This window comes from Telluria sp. AZSoR62, from assembly GCF_058111565.1.
Genome location: NZ_JBYTST010000065.1, coordinates 1 through 499 on the forward strand (window position 1 = coordinate 1; position 499 = coordinate 499).

General features: G+C 64.3%; 1 protein-coding gene. It reads left to right on the forward strand.

Features of this window, described 5'->3' with window-relative positions:
* A partial coding sequence (locus AC3XQU_RS22880; RefSeq protein ID WP_489876453.1) for an IS1595 family transposase occupies positions 1–499 on the forward strand: 499 nt, incomplete at both ends.

The window sequence follows — 499 nt, forward strand, 5'->3', positions numbered from 1 at the left end:
GCTGGACCGGGGCATCCAACGCTACCGCTGCCGCGCTTGCCGCAAGACCTTCAACGCATTGAGCGGTACGCCTTTGTCGCGTTTGCGTCACCGCGCCAAGTGGCTCGATTACCTCTCCAACATGCTCGAGACCAAAAGCGTTCGGGCAGCAGCCAAGGCAGTCGGCGTGCACCGCAACACCAGCTTTCGGTGGCGCCACCGTTTTCTCGCGTTCACGAAGCACGACCGGGTCGAGCGTCTGGCCGGGATTGCCGAAGCCGACGAGATGTTTTTACTCGAGTCGCAGAAGGGCTCGCGCCAGCTGGACCGGCCAGCCCGGCGGCGCGGTGGGGTCGCCTCCACACGTGGCATTACCCATGAACACGTCTGCATCCTGGTGGCGCGCGACCGTACCGGCCACACCCTCGACTTCATCACCGGCCGCGCTGCAGTGACCAAACGGCAGTTGCACCGCCACCTTGGCCCTAGGCTCGACAAGGATGTGCTGCTGGTAACTGAC